Origin of the sequence: Nocardia sp. NPDC051787, from assembly GCF_040681325.1 — a bacterium.
Classification (GTDB): domain Bacteria; phylum Actinomycetota; class Actinomycetes; order Mycobacteriales; family Mycobacteriaceae; genus Nocardia.
Genome location: NZ_JBFAYO010000057.1, coordinates 1 through 19,988 on the forward strand (window position 1 = coordinate 1; position 19,988 = coordinate 19,988).

General features: G+C 62.3%; 21 protein-coding genes. 11 read left to right on the forward strand and 10 right to left on the reverse strand.

Features of this window, described 5'->3' with window-relative positions; all coding sequences use genetic code 11:
- Positions 1–237: 237 nt before the first annotated feature.
- A complete protein-coding gene (locus tag AB0M45_RS33115; RefSeq protein ID WP_364337301.1) occupies positions 238–900 on the reverse strand; it encodes a class I SAM-dependent methyltransferase in 663 nt (220 codons plus the stop codon).
- Between the two features lie 68 nt (positions 901–968).
- Between AB0M45_RS33115 and AB0M45_RS33120 the strand changes: the two genes are divergently transcribed.
- The 3 genes from AB0M45_RS33120 (at position 969) to AB0M45_RS33130 (ending at position 3,787) form a co-directional block, all read left to right on the forward strand.
- Positions 969–2,060, forward strand: a complete 1,092-nt coding sequence (locus AB0M45_RS33120) for a GAF domain-containing protein (protein WP_364337303.1) — start codon at positions 969–971, stop codon at positions 2,058–2,060.
- 585 nt (positions 2,061–2,645) lie between these two features.
- A complete protein-coding gene (locus AB0M45_RS33125; RefSeq protein WP_364337305.1) occupies positions 2,646–3,026 on the forward strand; it encodes a hypothetical protein in 381 nt (126 codons plus the stop codon).
- A 122-nt stretch (positions 3,027–3,148) separates the two neighbouring features.
- On the forward strand, positions 3,149–3,787 hold the full coding sequence (locus AB0M45_RS33130; RefSeq protein ID WP_364337307.1) for a hypothetical protein: 639 nt from the start codon (positions 3,149–3,151) through the stop codon (positions 3,785–3,787).
- A 37-nt stretch (positions 3,788–3,824) separates the two neighbouring features.
- Here the strand turns inward: AB0M45_RS33130 and AB0M45_RS33135 are convergent, their stop codons facing one another.
- Complete coding sequence (locus tag AB0M45_RS33135; protein WP_364337309.1) at positions 3,825–4,661, reverse strand: class I SAM-dependent methyltransferase; 837 nt, start codon at positions 4,659–4,661, stop codon at positions 3,825–3,827.
- 151 nt (positions 4,662–4,812) lie between these two features.
- Here AB0M45_RS33135 and AB0M45_RS33140 point away from each other — a divergent pair, with 151 nt between their 5' ends.
- Positions 4,813–5,667, forward strand: a complete 855-nt coding sequence (locus AB0M45_RS33140) for a GNAT family N-acetyltransferase (protein ID WP_364337311.1) — start codon at positions 4,813–4,815, stop codon at positions 5,665–5,667.
- A 13-nt stretch (positions 5,668–5,680) separates the two neighbouring features.
- Here the strand turns inward: AB0M45_RS33140 and AB0M45_RS33145 are convergent, their stop codons facing one another.
- Complete coding sequence (locus AB0M45_RS33145) at positions 5,681–6,601, reverse strand: aminoglycoside phosphotransferase family protein (RefSeq protein ID WP_364337313.1); 921 nt, start codon at positions 6,599–6,601, stop codon at positions 5,681–5,683.
- A 5-nt stretch (positions 6,602–6,606) separates the two neighbouring features.
- Complete coding sequence (locus AB0M45_RS33150) at positions 6,607–7,977, reverse strand: helix-turn-helix transcriptional regulator (RefSeq protein WP_364337315.1); 1,371 nt, start codon at positions 7,975–7,977, stop codon at positions 6,607–6,609.
- A 617-nt stretch (positions 7,978–8,594) separates the two neighbouring features.
- Here AB0M45_RS33150 and AB0M45_RS33155 point away from each other — a divergent pair.
- The 5 genes from AB0M45_RS33155 to alaS all read left to right on the forward strand — a co-directional run bounded on the left by AB0M45_RS33155 (position 8,595) and on the right by alaS (position 13,089).
- Positions 8,595–8,798 carry a hypothetical protein gene (locus tag AB0M45_RS33155; RefSeq protein WP_364337317.1) on the forward strand — a complete coding sequence of 68 codons (204 nt, stop codon included), beginning with the start codon at positions 8,595–8,597 and terminating at the stop codon, positions 8,796–8,798.
- Between the two features lie 79 nt (positions 8,799–8,877).
- Complete coding sequence (locus AB0M45_RS33160) at positions 8,878–9,480, forward strand: hypothetical protein (RefSeq protein WP_364337319.1); 603 nt, start codon at positions 8,878–8,880, stop codon at positions 9,478–9,480.
- Positions 9,480–9,677, forward strand: coding sequence for a hypothetical protein (locus AB0M45_RS33165; protein WP_364337321.1), 198 nt, complete (start codon positions 9,480–9,482; stop codon positions 9,675–9,677). Before AB0M45_RS33160 ends, AB0M45_RS33165 begins: the two co-directional genes overlap by 1 nt.
- A gap of 3 nt (positions 9,678–9,680) precedes the next feature.
- Positions 9,681–9,956, forward strand: coding sequence for a hypothetical protein (locus AB0M45_RS33170; protein ID WP_364337322.1), 276 nt, complete (start codon positions 9,681–9,683; stop codon positions 9,954–9,956).
- 460 nt (positions 9,957–10,416) lie between these two features.
- Positions 10,417–13,089, forward strand: a complete 2,673-nt coding sequence (gene alaS, locus AB0M45_RS33175) for an alanine--tRNA ligase (protein WP_364337324.1) — start codon at positions 10,417–10,419, stop codon at positions 13,087–13,089.
- Here the strand turns inward: alaS and AB0M45_RS33180 are convergent.
- From AB0M45_RS33180 to AB0M45_RS33200, 5 genes are read right to left on the reverse strand one after another with little or no spacing between them, the layout of a single operon-like run.
- Complete coding sequence (locus AB0M45_RS33180) at positions 13,079–13,762, reverse strand: HAD family hydrolase (protein WP_364337326.1); 684 nt, start codon at positions 13,760–13,762, stop codon at positions 13,079–13,081. The two genes, alaS and AB0M45_RS33180, sit on opposite strands and share 11 nt — an antisense overlap.
- Positions 13,762–14,304 carry a phosphoribosyltransferase family protein gene (locus AB0M45_RS33185; RefSeq protein ID WP_364337328.1) on the reverse strand — a complete coding sequence of 181 codons (543 nt, stop codon included), beginning with the start codon at positions 14,302–14,304 and terminating at the stop codon, positions 13,762–13,764. The genes AB0M45_RS33180 and AB0M45_RS33185 overlap by 1 nt, the downstream gene beginning before the upstream one ends.
- Positions 14,305–14,907: an LOG family protein gene (locus AB0M45_RS33190; RefSeq protein WP_364337330.1), complete on the reverse strand. Its 603-nt coding sequence runs from the start codon at positions 14,905–14,907 to the stop codon at positions 14,305–14,307. It lies immediately after the preceding gene.
- Positions 14,904–15,773 carry a nucleotidyltransferase domain-containing protein gene (locus tag AB0M45_RS33195; RefSeq protein WP_364337332.1) on the reverse strand — a complete coding sequence of 290 codons (870 nt, stop codon included), beginning with the start codon at positions 15,771–15,773 and terminating at the stop codon, positions 14,904–14,906. The genes AB0M45_RS33190 and AB0M45_RS33195 overlap by 4 nt, the downstream gene beginning before the upstream one ends.
- The gene (locus tag AB0M45_RS33200; protein ID WP_364337334.1) at positions 15,770–16,636 is read right to left on the reverse strand and encodes an aspartyl/asparaginyl beta-hydroxylase domain-containing protein; all 867 of its coding nucleotides are present in this window, start codon (positions 16,634–16,636) and stop codon (positions 15,770–15,772) included. Before AB0M45_RS33200 ends, AB0M45_RS33195 begins: the two co-directional genes overlap by 4 nt.
- A gap of 450 nt (positions 16,637–17,086) precedes the next feature.
- On the opposite strand from AB0M45_RS33200, the gene AB0M45_RS33205 reads away from it, so the two are divergent.
- Both AB0M45_RS33205 and AB0M45_RS33210 read left to right on the forward strand, forming a co-directional pair.
- Complete coding sequence (locus AB0M45_RS33205; RefSeq protein ID WP_364337336.1) at positions 17,087–18,190, forward strand: hypothetical protein; 1,104 nt, start codon at positions 17,087–17,089, stop codon at positions 18,188–18,190.
- The gene (locus AB0M45_RS33210; RefSeq protein ID WP_364337338.1) at positions 18,177–19,361 is read left to right on the forward strand and encodes a hypothetical protein; all 1,185 of its coding nucleotides are present in this window, start codon (positions 18,177–18,179) and stop codon (positions 19,359–19,361) included. The genes AB0M45_RS33205 and AB0M45_RS33210 overlap by 14 nt, the downstream gene beginning before the upstream one ends.
- Before the next feature lie 81 nt (positions 19,362–19,442).
- Here AB0M45_RS33210 and AB0M45_RS33215 read toward each other — a convergent pair whose 3' ends face one another.
- Entirely contained in the window at positions 19,443–19,676 is a 234-nt protein-coding gene (locus AB0M45_RS33215; protein WP_364337340.1) for a hypothetical protein, read from the reverse strand.
- Positions 19,677–19,988: the final 312 nt, after the last annotated feature.

Consider the following 19,988-nt stretch of genomic DNA (forward strand, 5'->3'; position numbering starts at 1 on the left):
GTGACGGCCGGGTGGAGGAAAACGGTGACGGACAGAGTGGGGGAATTCCGTGACGGAACTACCCCTCACCTGGAGGAATTACTTGACGGCTGACAGAATAGCCGCGCCCGCCAACCCTGACCCGCACGGCGGGGATTGCGCACCAGTCAACGTGGCCGGTGCGCAACCCCGCGCCGTCCGCTGAGGCGAAGCCGCCGCGAGCACCGGAGCCTCGTCGCTCGCGATCATCCTGTTCGGCTAGCGCCTGCTGACCGGAGCGCTTTGCAATGTGGCGGCATAGACGTGAAATGCTCTGTCGGACTGGCCGACTCGCTGATGGTCGCAGATGTCGAAGCCCGCGTTGGTGATGAGGCCGGTGACCTCATCGAGCGGCCGAATTCGCAGACCGTCGCGAAAGGGCAGCCCCGCCATGAAGGCGGGGTCTCCGACCCCGACAACCAGTCGGCCACCGGTACGGAGCGTGCGCGCGACTTCGGCGAAAGACGCTGGTAATTCGTCGTCTGGGATGTAATAGATGGTGTTGGCAGTGACTACGCCGTCCAGGGCGTCGTCCGCAAGGGGCAGCCGACGCATCGGCGCTTCCATGAGGTGCAGTTGGCCCTCGTGGATGACGTGTTTGAAACGCCGCCGTGCTTGGCTGATGGCGGTCGCTGAGACGTCGATGCCGTATACGGTTCCCTGCGGGCCTACTCGGTCGAGGAGGATGTCAAGTCCGTACCCGCCACCGAATCCGATATCGGCGACCTGGCCACCGCGGGCAGCTTCGAGGGCTTCGGCGGATCCTTCGATGAGGCGGCGATTGGCGATGTTGAGGAAGCGCGTCACAAACCGTCCGGCTGCGCCGGACGGTAATCCGAGCTGTTGGGCAAAGCGCTTCATGATCGGTTCTGAAATGCGCACGTCTGCAAGTGAACCACAGCCCGAGGCAACCGGACCGACGCCGCCGCGAGGCGATGGGGTGCTGCTCGGTGCGTACTCGCCCGCAGCTAAATTCGTGTTATCGACACGCGGGAACGCTGGATCGGGGGCGTCTGATGGAACGTGGACACAACGAGTTACTGATCGAGACGATCGGGACCGAACCGCGGGTTGTGGCTGAGAACGGTCGGGTTCGCGACTTTCGGAAGGTCTCGAGTGTCCTGCGCGGTGCTGAGCGATCACTCGTTGAGGACCTGGTTGACGACGTTGTCGGATCAGGCCAAAGCGCCGTGCGATCCGGACGTAACGGAGCTGCTGGAAAGGTCTACATCGGGCATCCGCTGGTTGGCGTAGACAACGTGGTCGCTGGTGTCCAGGTGCTGTACGGAACAGATGTGAGCGCTCAGGCTGCTCGCACTGCTGCATTCCAGTGGGAACTCGACATCGCCGGCGGTCCGCCGCGCCTGCACCTGACCGGCGACTTCCTCGACATCGTGGAGATGCCCCAGCACGAACGCGACCGATCGGTATACGGGCCGTTGGACTTCCTGGGGCGGGTGGCTCGGCTGCCTGATCTGGTGCGGATGTGGGAGGCGATCGTCGCTGCGAGACCTGAGGATTCCGTGGCCGGTACCCTGATGATCCGTACCGGTGCGGGTAGGCCGAGAATGCTGATCTACGCCCAGCGTTACGTTTCGACTGATGTCGGTCCACGACTGCGGGGCATCTGCCAGGACATCACGGCATCAGCGGATATTGAACAGCTCCGCATCGACATGCTCGACACGGCTGTGGCGTCGTCTGCGATCGAAGCGCAAGGAATGTTCGGCATCATTGTCGACACGCGTTGGCCGACCACCTGTGTCCTGAAATGGCTGACCCCCTATGCCCCGGGCTGGGGGCACGGCGTGTCGACAGGTCAAACACCAGGCATGCACCCGGACGATATCGTGCGCGTTCCAGGGCTGGTCGAAGAAGCGATCGAGAAGGGAATCGTGCGAGCCCATGTGCGGGTCCGCAGCGGGCTGGCGAATGGCTGGGTGAACGCCAACTTCGTCGCCCGCCTGATCGACCCCGAGGTTTCGACAACCCTCGGGTTGGCCATGGTGTACCCAGACACCACCGACCCGGTCGATGGGTAGATTTGTTCGGAACTCCGTAACCATCAATGCCGAAATGCGATGCGCCGCAATAGTTCAGCAGTGGATGCGTGAGTCTGGTCACATTGAGCGAATTTAGGTTTATTTGCTAACATCTCAATCCACGGAGCGGAGCGCCGTTCTTGAGTTCGGCCCCACCTGGCCGTCCTCCTGGCGTTTCATATCCCGCGTACCTCGTCAATGAGGTTGTGGCAGCCCCCAAGGGGCGCCGCCCGCGCTCGAAGGTGAACCCTGGCTCGCATGTGAGCCGACACTAACGAGGCTGAGGTATGCGCGACTTTGTACTAGCCACTCCTATTGGAGCTGAAGTTTTTTCGTGGTCGAGCGCGTCTGCTTGTGGGTCTGACGCCTGTCTCCAATGTCCCTGCGATGCGTTCCCACCACGGCCGATCCTCTCCGAAGCGATCCGAAAAGAGGTCGGCAGCAGCCAACGAATGTTGTCATCGGCGGTCAGTTCGAATTGCGTCTGCGGCACCGAGACTCCGATGGCGCGCAGGTCTCAAAGTCGCGGCCGGACCCGGCTCGGCCAATTGGGGGTTTTGCTGTGTTGTTGACCTGGAGGTGCAGATGCCTACTGCGCTGAATCTCCCGCTTGCGGCCCTTGTGCTGAACACCCTTCGCGCCCATCCACATCTGCACGACCGCAATGTCTGGGCCGAAGCCCGCGCCGACGGGGTAGCGCACTGCGTTGCCGGATGGACGGTTACCCTCGCCGGAGCCGAATGGGGATCATTCCCCGGCATGGTGACCTGGCGCGGCAGACTGCGCGCCATCCCCGTCCTGGCCGGAGAACTCCTGGGGATCAGCGACTCCGAGGCCCGCATGCTGATGTACGACTGCAACGAGGAACAAGCTGTCGCACTACTGGACCGCTGGATCTTCGAAGCCTGCGCCGACCAATACATCAAACTCTGCGTCCTCGAACAAGACTGCGGCCGCGCCAGCTGACCTCCGGTAGGGCGACACCCAGACAAAGCGGGCTTCCGATCAACAGCAACCCGTGATCCTCTACTGCGGCGCGCTACAGTAGAGAACATGAGTGCTGGTGTGACGCAGGCGGTATCGACTCCATGACGGGCACAGAACCGACGACCACCCCCGCCCGCGACCTCGAAGACGCCATCCACGACCTGATCGGGCACCGCTACCACACCCACACCGACACTGACGGCGAAACCCGGTCGGGCTACCGGCAATCCGTCTACGGCGAGATCCGCGCCGAACTCGCCGCACGCCAAGGCGACGGCGGGATGCTGCGGCCCCGTAGCCTGCCCCCGGCATGGGTCGAGGGCCTGGACTGGCTGACCGAGGTCGACACCACCGTCGCCTACTGGCACCCCGACCCCGGTGAGGACAACGGCCAACCCGAGACCGTGCGCCGCCTCAACCAGCTCGCCGACACTACATGGGCGCCCGCGGACGCTGAAGGGCTGCGGGTCTGGGTCAATGAACTGCGGCGCTGGACGACCACAGGCCGGGCACTGCTCGAGCCTGCGCGCCAGTGGGAACTCGTCGCCGCCTGCCCGGCCTGCGGTGTCCGTACCGTGCACCGGCCCGACGCCAGCGGCGAACACGTCCGCCAAGCCGCACTCCAGATCACCGCCGAAGGCTGCATCTGCCAGTCCTGCCACACCCGTTGGGCACCCACCCACTACCGGCTGCTGGCCGCCGCGCTTGGATGCCAGCTCCCACCAGGGGTCCTGGAATAGCAGTCGCGAGTGAGCTATCCCGGCGAACCCGGGATGTTCATGCAGATGAGTGGTTGTCGAGGCCAAGTCCACTTGCGTGCGCGCGTCGGGCCACGAAGACGTATTCTCTGCTGTCCTCGGTGAACGGTTCGCCGCCAAACCCGCCGTGTAGTGCCTCCAGTTCCAGGCCCGCCACGTCGAGAAGGCCGAGCCACTCGTTCTTCGTCGCCCACCACAATGAGCTGACCGCGCCGTCGTCGCAGACCAAGTCGATCCTGTTGTCGCCGACGGCGTATCGGATGGTGTGTGGAACCGGTCGGAGTTGGCGAGTGCCGTCCAGGCGTGCGGCGATGTGGTGATCGAAGGCGAACGCATTCCACGCAAATCGCCCACCCGGCCGCAGCGAGGCGGCCACACGCTCGAAGACGCGGCGGCGGTCAGCCCAGGTGCTCAGGTGCAGCATCGCGCGGAATGGGCAGTAGATCAGTGCAGCAGGCTGATCGAGGCGCAGGTCGCGCATGTCGGCCTCGCTCAGGTCCAGCCGCACGCCCGCCTCGGCGGCACGGATCGTGGCCTGCTCGAGCATTCGGGGAGAGGCGTCGATGCCGATAACGGGCTGCCCGGTGGCTTGGGCAACTGGGATCGCCACGCGTCCGTTGCCGATCGCGAGTTCGACCAAAGGCCCCTCAGCCCGGCTGGCGAGCTCAACATAGAAAGCGACATCCGCTGTCATGTCTGCCGACCATTCCTCATAGTGATCCGCGAGCGCCTCGTCCCAGCTCATACGACCAAGATTGACGGCCCAAATCGCCGAAAGCCAACGGATTTTTCCCATACGAGCTCGGAGATCAGCAACATCGGCACACAGCCGGATGCCCGCGCTCTCAACACGCATGCGCGCACCGTTCGAGGACCTAGCACAACGGAGTGCGTTCGCTGACCAGGTTGGTCGAAATAATCCGTTGCCGTGAGCGGCCCACCCGCCGAGGATCAGCCCCATGATGGTGCGCCAACTCGACCACGACGAATGGGCTGTCGCCCGGACCTTGCGGCTCGACGCGCTCAGGGAGTCTGTGCCGGGAACATTCGGTTCGACCTTCGAGGTGGCGTCCCGGTGGACTGAGCAGCAGTGGCGCCAATGGATGAACGGCAGAACCATGTTCGTCGCCGAAGCCACAGACATGACAGCGGTCGGCTCGGTCGCCGGCATGATCGAAGACAGCCTGCCGGTCGTCGTGTCCATGTGGGTGGCACCCGCCCATCGGGGAACCGGGCTGTCGGATCGGCTGCTGGCCGCGGTTATCCAGTGGGCTGTCACCGGTCGCCACCATGAGATTCGGCTGTGGGTGTTGGAAGACAATCATATTGCCCAGGCTTTCTATCGCAGAAACGGATTCATGAACACGGGTCGTCGGAACCGCTGCATCGACTGGCCTGAGCGGTTCGAGATCGAGATGTCATGCGTGCTGGCCTCCGGCCCTGCGCAACCAGCGGACGAGCTCATGACGGGAGTGCCGACTGAAGATCCGGTGCGGCAGGTCGTCGATGCCGAGTTGGATCTGCTGGACCCGGCGGTGCGGGCATCCCCGCAGGCGTTGGCCGTGTTCCTCGACCCGAGCTTCGTCGAGTTCGGCGCGTCGGGCCGCAGATGGGACCGAGACTCGATCATCGCCGCAGTCGCCGCCGAGCCGTCCACCACGATCGCTGCCACCGCGATGCACGGGGAACTGCTGAGCCGCGACCTCGCGCACATCACCTACATCGCAGAACGCGACGGCCAACGGTCGCTACGCAGTTCGCTGTGGCGGCGAACTGACGAAGGCTGGCGAATATACTTCCATCAAGGAACACCGGTCGCGGCCGAAGCACCCTCGGACGCAGAGGATTGCATGGACGACTGAATATTCGGTCATGCTACGGCACCGCCTGCCACCGCACACTGCGGTTGCCGGATCTGAGTGACCGTACTCGCGCCCCCAGCTGTCTGGCAGCGGCTGGCTTGTGCGGTGCCAAGCGGATATACGACGCGATCGAGTGCAGTTCGGCGATATCCCGCAGCAGTCTCCAACCCGGCCAGCTCAGGAGGTGGTAGCCATAGGCGTCGAGGAACTCTCGTCGCTCGGCATCAGGACGCTGGAAGTGATCTGGCAGCCCGCTGATTAGATCCAATTCCCTCGGCCCGATGCAGCATTGATCCCAGTCGATTAGTACCCACTCGCCATCATCGAGAACAACGTTCTCGGTGTGGGCGTCAGCGTGAACCACGCCGCGCCCCATCGGAAACTGGGCGGAGTCATAGGCGTCGACTAAATCGTCGGCACGCTTGTGGATCCACTGCCGGTCATCGGCCGAGAGAGCGGATTGCTTGCGTCTCTCGTCTAATGCCAGCGCCTCCCGGAGTCGGTGCAGCGGCCGGTACTCAGGTATCGGAAACGGCGGCCTTGGCTGGTCGTGAAGGCGACGTAGCAGCACGGCGACGTCCGTGAGTGACGCTGGGGTGCTTACCGGACAGTACGGCCAGAAGGTGGCGATGGCCCCTGCCGTGATCACTGGCTGTTCACCTGAAAGCGGTAGTAAGCTAATCGGTTCTGCGGCTTGCTCGCTCAGCCACCTCGTGACGGCGATGCTCACGCGGGCACGCTTTTGCCGTAGTTCAGTATCCGGCGCCAACCGTGCGATTGCGCCATGCTGACTGGCCCACGGCAGCAGATACACCGCATTCGAGCGGTGATGGATCAACTGCGCGTCTGTGGTGTCGAGGCCGGAGATCTCGCAGACAGCCTCCAATGCATCGGCGCCGGGTAGTTCGCTGTCCGAGTTGCTGGTCTGCTGCATTACGGCTACGCGACGACCGGCAAGGCAGCGTGAATGTCCGCGCGCAGGTCAGCGACGTCCGAGCGGCGAGCGAACCGGGCGGTCGCTGTGCCTAAATCCCGGAGCCGTGCGTAGCAGCGCGTTGAGGACAAGCTGGTAATCGCCGAGATGGCTTCGTAGCTGGTGGAAATAGCGTTGTCGACGTCTCCGGCTCGGAACTGGGCCGCTGCCAGCGGCGGCAGATTCACGGCCCGGCTGCGAGCGTGGGCGTTGTGATAGCTGCCCACGGCTTGACTGAGCATCGTGACTGCTTGCGGCGCGTAGTCCGGCTGCGTCAGCGAGAGGAGGTACATGGCGTAGCCCTGCTGTGCGGTGATCTCGGCGTCGGTCACCACGCCCCGCCAGCAGCGCGCCCATGAGGGCACTGGTGCGGAGTTCGCCTCCTCGTAACGCTCTTCGGACTGGCCAAGTGCCAGGCGCATCGGTTCGATTTCACCGCGCGTGGCACGCGACCATCCCAGCACGGCGAAGATGTACGCCTCGGTGCTCATGGCGGCTGGATGTTTGCGGTTGCCTGCCGTGGCCTGGGCCAGCTGCGCCACCTTTAGGGCTTCGTCGGGCCGACCGAGGTGCAGCGACTGGTGTGCCATGTCCAGGAGGACGCTGACGGTGAGGTCGGCACTACGAGGATGGTCCTCGCCTCGACGGGCAGAATCCAGCGCGTAGGTCCACAGTTTGCGGGCCGCGTTGTGATCTTCCACGTCGTAGGCGAGCCAGCCCGCCATGCTGGCCAGTTCGGCAGTCGCAATGAGCAGGCGTGGGCGCAGGTCTTCTGGACACGAGGCATTTTGGAGCGCCTGCACTTGGTGGAGTTGAGTGAGTGCGGCGCTGCGGCAAAGTCCGCCACCGTGCGCCAGATCCCACTTTCGGAAGCCGTCGGTTATGGCCTCGATGGCGTCGATGTCGGCCGCCCCGATATGCGTCCGCGTCGACGACACGGCTTGGCCCGGCAGATGGTTGCCCAACCGGGCGAGTTCCGGATGCAGATTGGACCCGAGTGTGGCTGCTGTTAGCAGTACTAGGAAATCTCGTCGGTCCACCCAACTCACCTCCTTGTTCGCCAGGCTACCGGTCGTCCCGGCCGCGAAGCCGAGTAGTTGTGCCGGGATGCCCAGCCGGGTGGCTATCCGCGCCACCAACTTGACGTGTCCGATGCCGCGCTCACCGCGTTCCACTGCGGAGACCCGCGATTGGGCCATATCCAGCAGTTCGCCAAGTTCGGTCTGGCTGAGGCCAACCTGGTGGCGAACGGCAAGGAAGACCGCTCCGAAGTCGTAGCTGCCGAGCGCAGTTCGCAGCGCCGCGCTTTCATAGAACCTGGCGGGCAGGCGCTGCACAATCTCCGCCGCGTTAGTACATGAAGAACAGTTGCTGATCCGGTTCGCCTCTCCGGCGCTGCATGTGCACAACACCGGTGTCCGCCTGTTCATGGCCGGTCTCGATTCGTTGATTGGTAACAGCCCGCCGTCGTCGGTACCGCCCCCGGGAAGCCTGAAACGGGTCGGTACTTCTCCCGTTTCGGCGGCCTAGTGACGGACCGTGTTTTGCCAGGTAAACCCACGAAATACCCGCCTGTCAAGCCCCATTGGGGCTAACCCTGCCGGGTCTTGGGCCGCGCTCGCCTCCGATAAACGCTTGACGAGCGCCCGGCACCGGGGTGACGCCTTCACCCCCCTCGGAAGGCGCACCGACCTGCCGGAGGGCAGGCCGGTGGCGAAAGCCCTCGGTGCCGGGTGCGTCCTTGATACCCCGATGATCCGAGGTTGCTATGTATTCACTCGCTATCCACAAACTGGCCGTTATGTCTGACGAAGCCACCCACCAGGCTTCACACGTGCCGTTCACGATTTCGCAGGCCCACGTGGACTGCCGGGCGAAGCGTTGCCCGCGAAGGGCCGTCGCTCTTGACACTCGCGTCCAGGCTGGTGCCCACCCACCAGGGTTGTGATGCGCTGTGCAACCAACCCCACCGCCACGGCGAATCCGCCACATCCACATCGAATCCGGCGCCTTACGCCTGGACTACCAAGCCAGCGCCGAACAGGTCCAGAACGTGGCCGACGAACTGGCGCAGGGCTGTCCGGAGCTGGTGGTCACGGTCGACGACGATGTGCGCCCTGGTCTGCAGCCCCTACCCTGCGCCGCTCTGTGGGACTGATTCGCCGCGCTATCCACAGCCCTTGCCCTGCTCGCTGCATCCACGGTCACTGATCGAACTACGAAGGGACATCCCACCGGTGCTGTCTGATTCTCAGTCGCCGGAGCATTTCGTTGTCGGGATCACGCCGAACACGCCGCGGGTCTTCACGATCCCGGCCGTCGAAGCTCAACCCGACCAGCCGCTGCGAGATGCCGGACCGTATCTGCGGAAGTGTGCTGGGGGCGAAGAAACCACCACAACGCAAATGCGCTGCGCGCGTGCGTTAGTCGGAGCCCGGCGTGACGTGCATGAGCATGGGCGGCGCGACTCGGCCTCGGTCGATGAGCAGATCAACTTTCTCATCTGGCTCATTGACCGGGGAGCAGGTGGGCATACCTGCAGGACTGCTTTTGCGCCCGATGCTCCGACCAGTCCGTCTTCCTACGGCGACTCGGTGGCGTGGCTGATGTGGAAGTACGTGATGTACGCGCCTCGCGAGCACAACCTCGAGCATCACGAGCGTGGCGCGGCCCAGCTGGCATGGTGCATCGAAGCCTTCGACCAGCTGGTGGCTGACGTACGGACAGGTTGGGTGAGATTGCCGGAACAAGCCACGGCGGTGTTTCCGCTGAAAACGATCCGGCCGAGCGCCGCACAGAGTGACATGCCTGACGGGGGTGAAGGTCAGGTGGCGCACTGATGGTAGATCCCGTAAAGCACAGCACCTTCATCCATGCCGACGGTCTGCTCGCCGAGTTCATGTGCCAGGTCTACCTAATAGAGCTGACACCGGAACGCGCCCAGCAACTGCTGTACACCCACCGCGAGCACCATCCGGACGAGTGCGTGGTGCATCTTCAGGCGGCGTACCTGCTGCTGATCAAAGACGGCTATTGAGCGATGTCTTCCCTCGTCTGGATCTTATGGCCGGGCTCGGTTTTCTTCACAGCGGTGTTGAGCTACCGGATCGGCGCGTACTGGAGTTCTGAGGACACTCTTGGGCGGGACCGAGCAGGCGTGATGCCGAGCGACGATCCGTGGAACAAGAAGCGGGTGAAGTACAAAACGGACCAGCCAATTCCGCCCTTGCCGCCGCCGCCGATCCGCTGGTGGAGCGACGAGGACGATACGGAGGTATTGCCGCTGATCAGTGGCGATGATGATTGGATCACATAGCATAACGCGCGGTGTACTGCGCGCTTCGTGCATCTTATGTCGTTTTCCTGCGTAGAAAGCTTGAAGCACGCCCTTTGTTCATGCGTTCATTGGACTCCAAAAACGATTCGTCTATTGGTTCAACTGTCGAGCCCAGCCCGCTCGTGAAGTTTACGACGAAAAGCGATCTTCGGCCTTATTTGGCGGCAGCGATATTATTCAGTTTACGATAATTACCGGCTTTCCGATTCAGCTGTCTATATAAGAATCGTTCATGCGAGGCGTTCAACTTGCGAACGCTTGGCGGCATCTCCGATGAGAGTAACCACGCTCACGAGTTCGTCCGGAACTGAAGGTCGTGCTAGGCCGATGAAACCCGCTGGACAGGCCGCCTTAGCATTGGTACCAGTACCTAGCACTGATGCTAGGCAGGAGCTGCCTGCGCGGGCAGCGCCCAACCGACACCACCTGGAAGGCGTCTATGCACTCGGCCGACATCAGTAGCCGTGCCCTTCGGTTCTTTGAGAAGCGGGGTCACACGGTGGTGCCCTCGGCATCGCTGATCGCTGACGATCCCACCTTGCTACTGATCAACGCTGGCATGGCACCGTTCAAGCCGTACTTCCTGGGCGAGGCACCCGCCCCATACAAGCGCGCGACAAGTCTGCAGAAGTGCGTGCGGACCGTCGATATCGAAGAGGTTGGGCAGACCAGCCGCCACGGCTCGTTCTTCCAGATGTTCGGCAACTTCTCCTTCGGTGACTACTTCAAAGAGAAGGCCATCCCGTTCGCCTGGGAGTTCTTGACAACGCCGATTGCCGATGGCGGCCTGGGCCTTCCCGAAGACAAGTTGTGGGTCACGGTTTACCTCGACGATGACGAGGCTGAGCAGATCTGGCGTAAGGACATCGGCGTGCCCGCGGAACGGATCCAGCGCCTCGGCATGGCTGAGAACTTCTGGTCGATGGGTGTGCCCGGCCCGTGTGGCCCCTGTTCGGAGATCTGTTTCGACCGCGGCCCCGACTTCGGTCAGGATGGCGGTCCCGTCGCCAATGATGAACGCTATCTCGAAATCTGGAACCTGGTGTTCATGCAGAGCATCCGGGGTGAGGGCCCGGCCAAGGAGGGCTATCCGATCCTCGGCGATCTGCCGTCTAAGAACATCGACACCGGCTTCGGGCTGGAGCGGATGGCGGCCTTGCTGCAGGACGTGCCGACGATCTTCGACATCGACACCACCCGGCAAATCCTCGATTTGGCCGCGGAGCTAAGCAGTGCGAAGTACGGCGTGAGCGTGCGGAACGACGTGTCACTGCGTGTCATCGCTGATCACATCCTCACCAGCGTGATGCTCATCGGCGACGGCGTCACGCCGTCCAACGACGGCCGCGGCTATATCTTGCGTCGAATCCTCCGCCGGGCCGTGCGCATGATGCGTCTACTCGGTTCCCAGGACCCCGTGGTGCACGAACTCGTTGCCAAGACAATTCAGGTGATGAGCCCGATGTACCCGGAGCTGACCGGCGAGCACGAGCGTATCGACCGCATCGCAGTAGCCGAGGAAGCTGCCTTCGTTCAGACCTTGAAGGCGGGCACCACTATCTTCGATCTCGCAGCCGAGGAAGTCCGCAAGAGCAGCAGTCTCGTCTTGCCAGGTGACAAAGCGTTCCAGCTGCACGACACCTATGGCTTCCCGATCGACTTGACCCTTGAGATGGCGGCCGAGGCTGGCCTGACTGTGGACGAGACCGGATTCCGGAAGCTGATGGAAGAGCAGCGGGCGCGTGCCAAAGCGGACGCGGTGCGTCGCAAATCCGGCGGGCACGGTGAGTCGGGCGTCTACCGCGACCTACTTGCCCTTGGCCCGACCGAGTTCACTGGCTACGGCGAACTCGAATCAGAAGCGGTCATTCAGGGGCTGATCCGCGAGGGTGAGCGCGTCCCATCGGCCGGCGAAGGCGACATCGTCGAAGTCGTACTCGACCGCACGCCGCTGTATGCCGAATCCGGCGGTCAGGAAAGCGACGCGGGTCTGATCGTGGCTGACGGCATCGAACTGGAGGTGCTCGATGTCCAGAAGGTTGCCCGTAAGTTGTGGGTCCACCAGGTCCGCGTTCGGCGCGGTGAGGTAGCCGAAGGCCAGAATGTAATGGCCAAGGTCGATCCCGAGTGGCGGATTGGCGCACGTCAGGCGCATTCGGGTACCCATATTGTCCATGCGGCGCTGCGAGAGGTGCTCGGGCCGACCGCCTTGCAGAGCGGTTCCTACAACAAACCAGGCTATCTTCGCTTGGACTTCTCTTGGATCGGTGGTCTGTCTCCAGAAACCCGCAGCGAAATCGAGGAAGTCTCCAATCTGGCAGTACGGCGTGACTTGCCGGTGGCTGTCGAGTACATGCCGCTACCCAAGGCTCGTGAAATCGGAGCGCTAGCCCTGTTCGGCGAGACCTACGACGAAGAAGTACGCGTCGTGGAAATCGGCGGGGCGTGGTCGCGCGAGTTGTGCGGTGGTACGCACGTGGCTCACGCGTCGCAGGTTGGTCCCCTGACACTCATCAGTGAGTCGTCGGTGGGATCGGGGCTGCGGCGAATTGAGGCATACGTCGGCATTGATGCACTGCGATTCCTGGCTAAGGAGCGTGCAATGGCCGTGAAGGTATCCGACATTCTTCAGGTGCCGACCGGCGAGATTGGAGACCGGGTTTCCGTAATTCTCAAGCAATTGCGTGACGCCGAGAGGGAGATCGCACGCTTCCGCGCCGTTCAGCTTCGCCAGTTGGCGGAAACGTTCGTCAGGGAAGCGCAAAGGATTGGCGATGTTACGGTGGTCAGTGAGCATCTGCCGGAGCCAGCGACTGCCGAGGAACTGCGGAGCATCGCGCTGGACATTCGGGATCGCCTCAAAGATCATCCAACCGCTGTCATCGTAACTGCGCTGGCGAATGAGAAGCCTATTGTCGTGGCAGCCGTGAACGAACACGGTCGCGAGCGTGGGCTGAAAGCGGGCGACCTAGTACGGACGGCGGCCAAGGTTCTCAAGGGCGGTGGTGGCGGCAAGCCGGATATTGCCCAGGGGGGCGGTACCGACCCCCTCGCCACCAACGATGCGTTGCAGGAAGTGCGCCGGGCAATCGGGCAGATCGTTACGGCGTGATTGTCGGCCCAATCAATCGGCCCTCGACGAGTGCAAGCACCAGGGGACCGATCTGATTGGGCGACGTCAACAGCACATCAACCCCCGCGCTGCGCAGAACGCTCGAGTCCGCAAACCCCCAACCGGCGCCCACCGTACGAACCCCGGCGGCGCGGCCTGCCTTGACATCGGTTGGTGTGTCCCCGACAAAGCATGCCTGGTCCGGCGGTACGCCGAGACGCGCACTGGCCGCCAATACCCCGTCCGGAGCGGGCTTGGGTGCCGCGTCCTCATGGGCGATAACGACATCGACCAAGTTGGCTACTGCGGGCGGGAGTAGGTAGTCGAGTCGCCTACGCGCCTGCGAAGTAACTATCCCCAGCCCGACCCCAAGCTCTGCCAGTGTCGCCATACCGGACACCACCGCATTGAAGATGCGCAACTCGCCGATGGCGAGCGATAACGCGGCGTCGAAGTGATCGTGGTACACCTGGCGTGCGTCTGGAACGCCAAGCGCGAGGAGCGCATCGACGGGCGGGAGCATGATGCAGGTATCAAGCACTGTCGAATCGACCGATGCAGAGGCTGCTTCGGCCAGTGTTTGGAGCGCTTCCTTCGTTGCCGCCCGCGTGTCGATAATGACCCCGTCCAAATCGAACAGTGCCGCGTACCTCGGCGTTCGGCTACCCGGCATCAGCTGGCATCCCTTTTTGGCTCGATCCCATAGAGGGTTGATGGCGTGAGCAGCGGCCGTAGTTCGATTCCACGCCGTGCCAACCGCTCCCGGCCTCCAAGCTCCCGATCCAGCAAGCACACAACCCCTACAACTGAGGCGCCGGTCTCACTCAGAACGTCCGCTGCGCGGAGTATCTGCGCGCCGCTTCGGACGACGTCGTCGATCAACACGACCCTGTTGCCGCTGACGATGTCCGCTTCGATCTGACGAAACGTGCCGTACGGTTTAGGTACGGGCCGATAGAAGCCGGCACGAACTCCAGTAACAGCGGAGAGCGCAACGGCGAGCGGCACGCCACCCAGCGCTATTCCGATGATGCTTTCCGTGCGTCCCGGCAGTTCGCGGGCAAGTGCGTTGGCAGTGTCCCGGAGCAGGAGGGGGTCAGCAGCGAGTGCGTACTGATCGAAATATTCCTCTAGCACCTCACCGGACGGCAATTTGAACTGGCCGTGCCGGATTGCGGCAGCCCGAATACGGGCAGTGAGCTTGGCTGGCACCACTTAGCCACGCCCATTCGCGGATGACGTTGCCACGGGCAACATCCTGGAGTCGTCGCCATCGATCAGCCTGGCAAGTGCCCGCCTGAACGCGGCGAAATCAGGGATCTCCTCGAGAAAACCGAGCGGCCTAGTTGGCGACTCAAACAACCAGCGTTCCGATCGCAGGAAGGCCGATAGTCGCAGCGCGGTCGACCCTGCCAGGAAGACCGGCACCGGGCGGATGTTGCCTGCGTACCAGATTGCGGCGGCTAGTTCATGCAGTGTGCCGACACCGCCACCCATGGCTACCACCACGTCGGTCTCATCGAGGAACTGGTGAATTCGATCGCCCATCCTGGGCAGTCGAACCACTAAGGATACGTAGGGGTTGAAGTCACCCCAGTCCACATTGGCCAGGGTAACTGCGACCATCTCGCCGCCTACGTTGGCGGCGCCACGAGCGGCGGCCTCCATTAGACCGTTGTAACCGCCGTGTTGGAGCACGTATCCGGCCTGGGCCAACGTGCGTCCAATATCATGGCCAAGTACCTGCTCCTCTTCGGAGGCAGGCACGACCCCTCCGAAAAAGGTTGCCTTCAAGGTTTTGTGGCGCTGCAAGCTCATGTCAACTCCAGGTAGTAGCGGTAGGCGTCTATAGCTTCTTTGAGATTGTCGACTGCTTCTGGCGCGACAATGTTCGCGACGGCGAAAACACGGTTCAATCTTTCGGTCAGCGATGCAACCGTAGGAATCGCGGGCGCGGAGATCAACGCCGTCAAATGACTCAAGCACTCCCGGCCGATCGGCGTCGTGCCGATCTCCTCCTTCAGCTGGTACCAGCCATAGAATGTCGACAGGGGTGCAAGCGCTGCCTTGATCAGATTCTTTGCCGCGGTGTTGAACAGGAAGGCTTCGGAGTACGCAATGAACTCCTGGCCACGCGTGATCCGTTTGCGGATCAAATAGCCGATGACCAACGCCTCGACTAGCAGTTCCTCACACGACCGGGGGCTGCTCCTTGTGTCGGCGACAAACTGTGCAACGTTGGGAGCTGGCTCGTACACCGCTGCCGGATCACGCGTGAAGATCGGCTGACAGACCGCGTGTTCTTGTACCTGACCGATACAGCTGGCAGGGGCCAGATAGAGGTCGAGTTGCTGCAAATGGCCCGCCCACCCAACGAGGTAGACGTAGCCGAGGCCGCCCATGTTGCCGACGATGGTGTCGCGCCAGCCCGGCAGGATGCCGCCGAGGCCGGTAGTGATCAGCGGGTCGAGCACAGAAACGAACTCGTCAAACAGTGAGTCTTTCACGCCGACAACGAAATCGACATCAGACAGCCGGTCGGCCGTGCCTCGAGCTAACGAACCGCGCACAAGTAGGTGTGTCACCGCATCACTTCTGGCGAACATTTCTGTCGCGTATTCGAGCAGCGCAAATTGCTCGGGTCGGTTCACTTCGGCAAGCTTGCTAAAGACAGGCAGATTCATGCCGTCCCTTTCGATTCGGCGAGTCCCAGTAGCGTCATCTTGTTGGCGCGCCACTTATTAGCCGCGCCGAGGTCGCCGAGAGCCTCGTACAGTGAGGCAATCAAGTCGTAGATCCGCCCCTCAGGCAGAGATCGTTCGTAGAACAACCGCAGCAGAAAACTCTCCGCTGACTGGCGGTAGCCGAGGCGGGCTAACGAAAGTGCCTTCTGAAAGTGGCCTTGAAGCTCGGCCTCTGTTGCGATCGGCAGCTCCACGATATCGGCGCCGTCCAGCCATTCGTTCGCGGTGAGCTCGGCCAGCCGATCATTGGCATAGCAGTCGAGCAGAAGGTGATATCGGTCCGGTCCAAGCAAGTTGCACGCCCCGTGCACATGCGTCGGTGTCAGACGCCAGATGCGACCTGGGCGCAGCCACACACGCATACCGCCGGTCACGAGGGCGGCAGAACTGTTAGTCATCAGCGGGATGTGCAGCCGTTGGCGCTCAAAGTCGTTCAGCTCGTCGTAGTCGCGGTGCTCCCACAGGAACGAGTTGGTGCCGAGACGAGCCAGTCGCACCCACATGAACTGTAAACCCAGTGACGATAGTAGATTTCGTGTTACCGGCATTTGCTGTAATAGTGAGGTTTCGACTGGCGTGCAGTCCCTAATCCGCACGTCGCCAGGGGACCCTGAATCGTTGAGCAAAGATAGTGTCGACCAGCCGCCCGACTGGTACTGCGAGTACTCATCAACCCACAATTGTCCGTTGGCGATTGTCAGCGCCTCGTGTCGCAGCCGCTCCATAACCGAGGCGTCGATTGTCTGAAGGCAGGCAATCTGCCCAAGCATTGCGTGGCTATCTGCATGTGCGGTTGACAGCACGTCATCCCACCTTTTCTCCTCAGGGCCTCGAAGGTTACGAGGCGGACCGAAGTACGACACAGCCGTGCGGCAAGAACGGCACTGCTTGCTTCGCATCGAACGACGACGGCCGGGCGAAGTGTTCTGGCAGAGTTCACCAATGCGTGCTGTTCCACGAGAGTCGAACGATGCGAGGAGACCTCCTTCACGATCTGAGGCAGGAACCGGCCACACAGACATCCGGTCGATCCCGATCCAGGCGTGGACTCGGGAGCTTCGCCTGGACCCTTCTACCCGCACGGTGTTCGGGTGCTTCCTTGCCGTAGCTGACGAGTACGACCTTGCCGAAACGAGGTGTCACATCTCGATACCGCATGTCCACCGTCTCGAACTTCTCAGTCCAGTGCCGTCTCCTCTGCGGCTCCTCTGTGTTACCTTCGGCAGGCTGGAGGGACGATGGAGGGTCGGAGGGTGGCTGCTGCGCTCATTCGCCTCAAAGTCGAGCTGCGTCAGAAACACTTGCAGACACACAGCGCCTTCTGCCGCGAGTACGACAGGGTTGCCCAGACGATTGACCCGGCCCTCGTGGGCACCTCACCGGGACGCGCACAGTTCCACCGTTGGTTATCGGGTGCATTGAAAGGGCTTCCCTATCCCCATCATTGCCGGGTCCTGGAGAAGATGTTTCCCGGCTACACTGCGGCACAGTTGTTCGAGCGGTGCGCTGACAACGAGCCTATCGCGCTCCTCGATACCAGTACGACCGTAGTCGACAACCCCCGAGGACTGCTCGGTGTCATCGAGAACCGGCTCCGCCGACCGACTTTCGGCGTCGTAGACTGGGCGTCAGAACAACCTGGGGACGCTTCGAGTTCGGATGCTGGCTTGGCAACAGACGATGCTCGAGGTGTCAGCAAAGCAACCCAGCAACTCGCACAACGATTACTGCAGCTCGAGAAGGCCCAGCGTGTCAACAGTCGTGAAGTCAGCCAATTCGCTCACCTGGCAGGTCATATCATCGATCTCGACACACGCATAGACATCCAGATTAGCGGCGACGGATCGGCTCGCTTGACCTACCGCTATGAAACACTGAACATGACGGACCGGCCCCTAACTCGTATGTCTCGAGAGCTTTGGTTCAAATACACTGAACGAAAGCTGGACATCAGGCCGCTGCGTGAGAGCAGCCGTCGTCTCGCCATCCAGCGGATCCACGACACACCGAGCCTGTCGAAGTTTGCATGCCAACTTTCACCGGCGATCCAACCGGGCGAGTCTGCCGTAGTCGGCTACACCTGTGAAGGCGGCAAATTCGTCGACGAGTTGTACTGGCGGCAATCCATTCACCGATACACCCGACGCTTCGCCATCCATCTTCGACACGGCGATGCCGGAGACTTGATCAGCTGCTCCGCGGTCGAAGAACATCAAGATGGCGCGGAGAACTCCGCGACCGAAGACCTGATCTGGGATTACGAGGGGGACGACGTCATAGTCACGCTCACCCGGGAGTATCTGCGCCCGAACCAATCCGTCACACTACGCTGGGAGGTTTCTCGTGAGCACTCGTGACGCCGTTGAGCATGCCCTTCGGGCTTGGAATCAGCACGAGATCGACCGAGGCGCGCCCGCCGTGATCGACTTCGATTTCTTTCCTCTCGCAGGTGAGTCGCCGAATCCCGTTGACCGACTCGGCACATTCCGACGGTTGAGCGAGCTGCTCCACGAGATCGACGAATCATCGGTTGTACAGCGGATCAATGCTGATCTCGCTTACTTGCGCGCACTCATGGGCGAGCGGCCGACCCTCGACGAGTATGTCCGTGCGACTCAGGGATGTCCGGCAGCCGGATGGCCCGCCGACTATGTCACCGCCAAGGGCGACATCGCCCGCGGATGCCTTGACGCCCTCGGCGTCGGGTGGGATGAATCTACCGCGGTTGACCTGGCCGCGATCGAAGGCCCACTCGATGCCTCCGCCGCACCCGATGCGATCCGCGAAGCCGGAGCCGACTACGAGCCAGTCGTGCGGCGCGCGACTGGTACCGAGGCCGCATACGAGCTCACGATCGAGGGAGCGGATGTTGACGCCTATTGGGCGTACTGGCTCGACGGGGCTGGGCAGCGAGTCCGGCTGCGGCTGAACACGCGCAATGCGACCTATACAAAGACTCAGGCTCGGCAGTTCGCACTGCATGAGGTCCTGGGTCACGGATTGCAGAGCGCCAGCATCGCCGCCCGTTGCGCGATCGAGGATGTCCCTTGGGTACGCCTGTCATCTGTCCACGGTCCCCAACAAGTCTTGTTGGAAGGCTGGGCACAAGCGATGCCGCTGTTCATCGCGCCCGACGATGAGGCATTGGTTGCGCGAGTACGGATCGACCACTACACACAACTCGTCCGCGCCGAGCTGCACCTTGCCGTGAATGCCGGAACGCCGATCGAAGAATGCGCACGACACGCGCGTTCTCGGGTCCCATGGTGGAAAGACAGCCACATCGCCGACCTGCTGGCCGACCGGAGCGCAAACCCACTGCTGAGGACCTACATGTGGGCATACGCCGCGGGCATCGACTGGTTCATCAACCTCGCCGACTCGGACACCATGGTAATCCGGAGCGTTCTTCATGCCGCCTACCGGGCCCCACTCACCCCTGCCGACCTCGAAGAACTCTGGCCTGAGGGACCCGCTGTCGGTGGTCCCGAAGATCGGATTCGCAGACAGAACTCTGCATCTTCCTGACACTCTTACGTCGAATACGGGCATCGCTCCGCCGTACGGTCGCGCAGAAGAAATTGCGCCGTTACCGCGATGCTTTTTTTCTTACGCCTGGTCGGCCCAGGCGTCGTCATCGACCCAGCCGACATGGACACGCCAGTTCCTGCCAGGATTGGTCCGAAAGATCCGCACACCTTGTTGAGTTCCACCGGAATTCCTGTGGCTGCGGAAAGTGAACCGCATGACGTCAAACCCAGCTGCTGTCAGCCGTTCGGCGAGGTGGACGAATATGCCGGCACCTTCGTCCATGTCCACGGTAATGCCGTGCACCAGCAGCACCGCTCCACGAGGCGGCGCGCTGGCCGGGTGGACGGTGGCCTCCAGCCGGGTGCCGTCGAGATCACTTCCACACGCTGCATCAGATTTTCCCGACTTCGTATTCCCATTAGCCCTCAATGTCGTCCCAGGCGCATCCGCCCTTCATCGAATCAGGTTGGCGTGCAAATCGGATCTGCACCAACGCGGTTTTCCGATGATGGGAAGCAACGGGTCCGTGCAGTGAGGAGCCGGAAAGCTTTCGGACAGCGAGTTTTTGGTTTCCTCAAGCTGCCTTGTTCCGTTCGAACCATTCGGACTCTACCTCGTTCGGTG